At 46.5% G+C, this 7,395-nt stretch carries 7 protein-coding genes; 2 read left to right on the top strand and 5 right to left on the bottom strand.

All coding sequences use genetic code 11. The annotated features are described in order from the left end of the window. Positions 1-98: 98 nt before the first annotated feature. Positions 99-1,157 carry a DNA polymerase III subunit delta' gene (gene holB / locus BLV54_RS14015; protein WP_090572234.1) on the bottom strand — a complete coding sequence of 353 codons (1,059 nt, stop codon included), beginning with the start codon at positions 1,155-1,157 and terminating at the stop codon, positions 99-101. Positions 1,158-1,172: 15 nt separating this feature from the next. Next, positions 1,173-1,796, bottom strand: a complete 624-nt coding sequence (gene tmk / locus BLV54_RS14020) for a dTMP kinase (RefSeq protein WP_090572235.1) — start codon at positions 1,794-1,796, stop codon at positions 1,173-1,175. Positions 1,797-1,903: 107 nt separating this feature from the next. On the opposite strand from tmk, the gene ampD reads away from it, so the two are divergent. Continuing rightward, on the top strand, positions 1,904-2,476 hold the full coding sequence (gene ampD, locus BLV54_RS14025) for a 1,6-anhydro-N-acetylmuramyl-L-alanine amidase AmpD (protein ID WP_090572236.1): 573 nt from the start codon (positions 1,904-1,906) through the stop codon (positions 2,474-2,476). On the opposite strand, the gene rnk is transcribed toward ampD, so the two are convergent. The 3 genes from rnk to BLV54_RS14040 all read right to left on the bottom strand — a co-directional run bounded on the left by rnk (position 2,436) and on the right by BLV54_RS14040 (position 4,344). Beyond that, entirely contained in the window at positions 2,436-2,849 is a 414-nt protein-coding gene (rnk, locus tag BLV54_RS14030; protein ID WP_090572237.1) for a nucleoside diphosphate kinase regulator, read from the bottom strand. The genes ampD and rnk overlap by 41 nt on opposite strands. A gap of 196 nt (positions 2,850-3,045) precedes the next feature. Continuing rightward, on the bottom strand, positions 3,046-3,162 hold the full coding sequence (locus tag BLV54_RS14035; RefSeq protein WP_090572238.1) for a hypothetical protein: 117 nt from the start codon (positions 3,160-3,162) through the stop codon (positions 3,046-3,048). 276 nt (positions 3,163-3,438) lie between these two features. After that, the gene (locus BLV54_RS14040) at positions 3,439-4,344 is read right to left on the bottom strand and encodes a D-hexose-6-phosphate mutarotase (protein ID WP_090572239.1); all 906 of its coding nucleotides are present in this window, start codon (positions 4,342-4,344) and stop codon (positions 3,439-3,441) included. Between the two features lie 109 nt (positions 4,345-4,453). Between BLV54_RS14040 and BLV54_RS14045 the strand changes: the two genes are divergently transcribed. Next, on the top strand, positions 4,454-7,318 hold the full coding sequence (locus tag BLV54_RS14045; RefSeq protein ID WP_090572240.1) for an aconitate hydratase: 2,865 nt from the start codon (positions 4,454-4,456) through the stop codon (positions 7,316-7,318). The last annotated feature ends 77 nt before the right edge of the window (positions 7,319-7,395 follow it).

Below are 7,395 nucleotides of genomic sequence, written 5' to 3' on the forward strand. Positions count from 1 at the left end.
TCTGACTCCTCTAATGATGAAACTCTTTTCCAAATTCGCTTCATCATAAGGAATTCAGATTCCTTTTACTTCTTTTCTTATGTCGAACTCACGTTAGATTAATCTGCGTATCGCTCCGGTACCATTACCCTGATGTAGGAAAGCAGCATTTCTTCCAGAAATAATTTAGCGTTGAGAGGATGACGCGATAATTGCTGGCTCGTGATCAAATTGCGCCAGAAAATGGCAAGTAGCTTGGGATCTGCAGTTGCGACCAATTTTCTTATAGTTGTTTCTTGTTGCACATGGTAGCGAATTTTTCCTGTCGTATAAAAACTCATTAGATCATAGCACCACTTTTGCAACCAGCTGACGATCTCCGGTAAATCCAGTTTATGCAGTCTGTTGGTTAGAGAAATAGGATCAAAGCTGGCTGGCAAGCTGATTTGCCGAATAAAATCAGCATGCTGACTAAAATAATCATCATGGTTGAATGCTACGGCCTGCAAAGGTGAAGCACCTGCCAGAGCCAGACAGATATCGGCATGCTCTACCCCCTGCTGTACCAGCCAGTTGCGCGCAGTAGCCGCATCAGGTATGGGCAGGGTAATTTGCTGGCAACGACTACGAATCGTTGGCAGCAGATCTTGCGAGTGATGCGCCACCAGGATGAAAAGGACATTGGACGGAGGCTCTTCAAGTTTCTTCAATAAGGCATTGGCCGCTGCTCCATTCATGGCTTCTGCCGGATGAATCAGAATCACCTTGAGTCCATCCTGGTGACCGGAAAAATAGACGAAATCGTTTAACGCCCGCACTTGCTCGATAGTGATATGTTGACTGGGTTTCTTCCCTGATTTGCCACTATCTGCATCCTGCTTGTCCGTAGTACTGCTCTCGGAGCCAGCTCCGCCAGACGATTCGATAAGTGCTTCTGGTGTTATTAAATAAAAATTCGGATGTGCTCCCTGCTCGAACCATTTGCAGCTTGCACACATCCCGCACGCAACCCGTTCCGCCGTTATCTGTTTACACAATAATGATTTGGCAAGGCTTCGTGCGAAGTCTAACTTGCCTATTCCCTTTCTACCTTTCAGTAGCAAGGCATGTGTTTTCAAGACAACTGTACCTCTGATTTGCTGCCAGACGGTATATTGCCAGGGATAAAATTCAGCCATTGCTTATAGGTTAATTTAATTAAACAATGTTTCCTGGACGATACCTTCCAGAGCGATTGTCACCTCATGCAGCGGCTGGCCGGCATCAATCAAGCGGATTCTTTCTGGAAATTGCTGTACCCGCTGGAGATAAGCTTCGCGCACTCGGTGAAAAAATTCATCGTGCTCGCTCTCGAAACGATCGGTTATTTTGACCGATTGCACACGCTGTCTAGCCATTTCTATCGGTACATCGAAATATAATGTCAGGTCGGGCTGGAATATGCCTTGTACCCATTGTTCCAGTATTTGTAATTTATCGAATGCAACCCCTCTGCCACCGCCCTGATAAGCAAAACTCGCATCAGTGAAGCGATCCGAAACGACCCACTCCCCCCTATGGAGCGACGGCAGGATGATTTTATCCAGATGTTCTCGCCGTGCTGCAAACATCAGCAATGCTTCCGTTTCCATATGCATGTACTGAGAAGGATCGAGCAGCAAGGCACGCAATTGCTCGCCCAACAAAGTGCCACCCGGCTCACGTGTTGTTACAACATCGATTCCCTTGTCTTCTAAAAAATTTTCCAGCCAGGTCAAATGAGTGCTTTTACCTGCACCATCAAGGCCTTCTAAAGTAATGAATTTTCCACGCTGCATGGGTAGCCTGCTTATCTAAATGTTCATAAATAAAATCCACCTGAATCAACTTTGCACTATTATATCTATTCAATGAGTTAAATTTCCTGTTCAGAATAAAAGAATATATGGAGATCAATACTGCCGGCTATCTTGAGAAGGTGCGTTTCATTCCTTCACCCAACTATGATGAGCGTCCCCCTGGATGTGCCATCAGTTTACTGGTAATACACAACATCAGTCTGCCGCCTGATGAATTTGGCGGAAACAATGTGATCGAGTTATTTACTAACCAGCTTGATCCCAAAGCACATCCTTATTTTGAATCACTGCGCGATCTTAGAGTTTCCAGTCACTTTTTCATTCGCCGCGACGGGGAAATCATCCAGCTTGTCCCGTGCACACTACGCGCCTGGCATGCCGGTGTTTCGTGCTGGCGAGGCAGGAATCGCTGTAATGACTTCTCCATCGGAATTGAACTGGAAGGAAGCGATACCCTGCCCTTTGAACCCATCCAGTACGACCAGCTCATTGCGCTCACTGCAGCTTTACTCAAGGCCTACCCTATTACCGATATCGCAGGGCATGCCGATATTGCCCCCATGCGTAAAACCGACCCAGGCCCTTATTTTGATTGGGGGCGCTATCGCCAGGGATTCTCTAGCGGTGGTATTCACCAGAACGTTCAGGTTGGTAAGTGACTTCCACGATGCGAACGCGTAATACTCCACCGCCTGGCTTTGGCCATTCGATTTCATCTCCTTGAGAAAGACCCAGCAGCGCACTGCCGACAGGTGCAAGAACTGAAATCTTGCTTCCGCTGGCGTCAATGTCTTTAGGATAAACCAATGTTAATTCAAATTCTTCAGACGTAGATTCAACTATAAATCTTACCGTAGAATTCATGGTCACCACACTAGGTGGAACATCCATAGGATCAATTACTTCCGCTCGCATCAGTTCAGCCTCTAATTCATCCTTACCTGGAAAAGCATTGCTGGGTAATGAATCAACAAGACTCTCCAATCTCTCCGCATCGAGCGTTGAAATGATAATTTTTGGTCTGATTTGCATTTTTACTCTCTTAAATTTTGATTAATACAGCTTTTATCCGAACAATGAAAGAAGATCTAACAAGAAGATAGGGGAAACGCGAATCACGCGCTATGCCCCTATCAAAACATGCAGCAGAGAATTACTGATAAAACGGCGTTTTATTAAAAGCCTAGTTTTATCGAAATCTCGTTTTTACAGACTCTCAACACAATAATCAGTTCAGCCTCAATTCATCCTTACCTGGAAAAGCATTGCTGGATAATGAATCAACAAGACTCTCCAATCTCTCCGCATCGAGCGTTGAAATGATAATTTTTGGTCTGATTTGCATTCTGACTCTCTTAAATTTTGATTAATACAGCTTATCCGAACAATGAAAGAAGATCTAATTCCGTTTCTAAATCAAACCTGACTTTGCCAGCTTCACCTTGCCGTATTATTGATACTGTCTGCGACTTGCCTTCGTGTCATCTTTGATTTGGAAATGGAATAACAAGAAGATAGGGGAAACGCGAATCACGCGCTACGCCCCTATCAAGACATGTAGCAGAGAATTATTGATAAAACGGCGTTTTATCAAAAACCCGGTTTTATCGAAATTTTGTTTTTACAAACTCTCAACACGATAATTAGCAACCAGTCTAAATTCACTGCCCGGTTGTATCGTGATGATATCCGTTGCAGCATTGGTTGTTTCAACGCATAACATTCGCAGATAATCATCATCCTGCAAATCACCCATCTCTGCCGAGATTTTGGCCCAGGGATTCCACACCACAGCTGTTTGACTACCTTGAGAAGTGATGCGAATCCGGCGTTTCAGGGCAGGATCGTGAATGACGACATCGTCTAAGACATCCAGGTAAATGCGATCCACTTCCGAGCTGATGGTCACAGCACCTGATTGCATTTTTTGCTGTCCCCCATCGACTTTGTCGATGTATTGCCTGCCCTCCAGCCCTGAAACACGGGTTTGATGAATATCCCCCACGCTGAAATAGGTGTGGAAGGCTTGCGTAATAGAGAATGCCTGATCTCCAGTGTTGCGTGTAATTAACGCTAGATTAAGCGTTTCTCCAACTGTAATTTCTAGTTGCAGAATAAAGGCATGTGGCCAGATTGCCTGCGTCTCTGGTGTAACCATCAATCCTAATACCACTTTAGTATCGCCATTAGCAGTCACGCCCGTTTCAATCACGTCCCACATACGGTTACGCACAAAACCATGCGCCGCGCGGCCTTTTCCTTCGGGATCAGGACCAAACCACGGCCAGCAAATCGGCACGCCTCCTTTGATCGCTTTCCCGGCCTGATAATAGGCTTTCTTGCTGAGAAACATCAGATCATCTGTTTTCCCTGCAGGACAGAAAGAAAGCACCTGGCCTGCGTAGACTGAAATTAGCGCATTGGCCTTGGCATTATGGACGCGAATAAATGGAAAACCACCTTGTCCTTCAATGAACTCAACCTGACCAACGATACCATACTCGCTATTTAATTGTGCAATGCTCATTTTTTTACCTTATTTTTGTCGCGATAGGGTTGGAATGATAAACTCAAACCAATACTTCATAAACTGCTATTAATAGATCACTGAATCTTACGTCTAAGGAGAGGCAACTATGGCCCACAATTTATTCAATTCACTGCAATCGCTACAACCCCCTGATGGCAAAACTACTCAGTTTTATTCCTTGGCCACCCTAGAAGAAGCTGGTCTTGGCAAGATTTCACGGCTTCCTGTTTCCATTCGTATTGTGCTGGAATCAGTGCTGCGTAATTACGACGATAAAAAAATCACTGAAGCGCATGTCCGCCAATTGGCTGGCTGGCAGCCGAATGCCGCTCGTACTCAGGAAATTCCGTTCGTGGTTGCACGCATCGTTTTACAGGATTTCACTGGCGTTCCGCTACTGGTTGATCTGGCGGCCATGCGCAGTGCAGCAGAAAGGCTAAGTAAAGATCCCCAGCGTATCGAGCCACTGGTACCCGTTGATCTGGTAGTCGATCACTCCGTGCAGGTCGATTACTATGGCGATAAAGATGCATTGGCACGCAACATGGAAATGGAGTTTGTCCGCAATAAGGAACGCTACCAGTTCATCAAATGGGGCATGCAGGCATTTGATACTTTCAAGGTTGTTCCACCTGGTATTGGTATCGTACATCAGGTCAATCTAGAGTATCTGGCCCGCGGCGTGCATCAGAAAAATGGCTTGATTTATCCAGACACGCTGGTTGGCACAGACTCCCATACTACCATGATCAATAGCATCGGGGTAGTAGGCTGGGGTGTAGGCGGAATCGAAGCAGAAGCAGGCATGCTGGGGCAACCAGTTTACTTTCTTACTCCCGATGTGGTCGGTGTCAACCTGACTGGTCGGCTGCGTGAAGGAGTCACTGCGACAGATTTGGTCTTGACTGTCACCGAAATGCTGCGCAAAGCAAAAGTGGTCGGCAAATTCGTGGAATTCTTCGGTGAAGGTACTGCATCGCTGAATCTACCTGATCGTGCAACCATTGCTAACATGGCGCCAGAATATGGCGCCACCATGGGCTTTTTCCCAGTTGATGACGCCACCCTTCAATACTTCAGAAATACCGGTCGCACGAATGAAGAAATCAATGCATTCGAAGCTTATTTCAAAGCGCAAGGGTTATATGGCATGCCAAGAAAAGGAGACATCGATTACAGTCAGGAACTGCAACTGGATTTGAATTCGATCGCGCCTTCTCTGGCCGGACCAAAGCGCCCGCAGGATCGCATTGCAATTGGCGGTCTTAAATCGACTTTTACTGAACTTTTCAGTAAACCCATCGCAGAAAATGGTTATGGCCAACAAGCAGAAGATCTGACTCGCACCTATACCACCCGCGATACAACTTGCCCGAGTGACGAGGTATGCGTCACCAGTCCGATTAATCAGGATGAAGTCACTCTCCCGCCTGGTTCCGAGAGAAATATGGCTGAACTGGTCAGTAATCATCCAACCCAGGATACCGTCAAAATCAATGGTAAAATAAATTATCCGGTGGAACTGCATCATGGCGATGTCTTGATTGCTGCGATCACTTCCTGCACCAACACTTCCAATCCTACGGTATTAATTGGCGCCGGGTTACTTGCCAAAAAAGCGGTTGAAAAAGGCCTGAGTGTCAAAAGCCACATCAAAACATCACTTGCACCTGGCTCGCGCGTGGTAACAGAATATCTCATTGCTGCTGGCTTAATGCCCTATTTGGAGCAACTTGGTTTCAGTCTAGCGGGCTATGGTTGCACTACCTGCATTGGTAACTCCGGACCGCTGCCAGATCTCATCGAAGAATGTGTCGTCAAAGAAGATCTCGTCTGCTCAGCCGTGCTGTCTGGTAATCGGAATTTTGAAGCAAGGATACACGCCAATATCCGCGCTAACTTTCTTGCTTCACCCCCGCTGGTAGTAGCTTATGCCATCGCGGGCACGGTATTGAAAGATCTCGATACAGAACCACTGGCTTTGGGCAAGAACAATCAGCCTGTCTGGCTGCGCGATATCTGGCCAAGCAGCGCAGAAATTGCATCCCTCATGAAATTTGCTACCCAGGCAGACACTTTCCATCGGCTCTATGGTGATTTCACCAAAAATAACCCCCTTTGGAATAACATCACCTCGGTCACTGGCAAATTATATAACTGGCCAGACTCCACCTACATTGCCGAACCACCTTTCTTCCAGGATTTTTCGCTGCAACCAGCACTTACCAGCAAACCTGACGGTATCATTGGAGCACGGGCATTAGCGATCTTTGGTGATTCCGTCACAACTGATCATATCAGCCCTGCTGGTTCTATCAAGGAAACCTCACCAGCAGGTAAATATCTGCTCGCCAATCATGTTACCAAAGCAGATTTCAATAGTTATGGTTCTCGCCGCGGTAACCATCACGTCATGATGCGCGGCACTTTTGCCAATGTGCGCATTAAAAACCTGATGATCCCTGGCAGTGAAGGTGGGATAACGTTGTTCCGTAGTAGCAATACTGCTGATGGTGAACAAATGCCGATTTACAATGCGGCCATGCGCTATATCGCACAAAATGTGCCTACCGTAGTATTTGCCGGCAAGGAGTACGGCACGGGCTCAAGCCGGGATTGGGCAGCCAAGGGCACGCAACTGCTCGGTGTCAAAGTCGTTATCGCGGAAAGCTATGAGCGTATCCACCGCAGCAATCTGGTTGGGATGGGGGTCCTACCTTTACAATTCATGGACAATGATAATGCCTCCTCCCTTGGTATCAAAGGTGACGAACAATTCGATATTCTTGGCATCGACACCATTCAACCCCAGCAAGAAGTTACTCTTGTTATCCATCACAAGGATGGCAGCCAGCGCAACATCCCGCTGCTCTCCCGCATCGATACCGCAATCGAAGTCGATTATTATCGACATGGCGGCATCTTATCCTATGTACTCAGGCAATTACTGGCTAACGTGAGTTCGACATAAGAAAAGAAGTAAAAGGAATCTGAATTCCTTATGATGAAGCGAATTTGGAAAAGAGTTTCATCATTAGAGGAGTCAGA

Source organism: Nitrosomonas sp. Nm33 (genome assembly GCF_900107265.1).
In the GTDB taxonomy this organism is placed as follows: domain Bacteria; phylum Pseudomonadota; class Gammaproteobacteria; order Burkholderiales; family Nitrosomonadaceae; genus Nitrosomonas.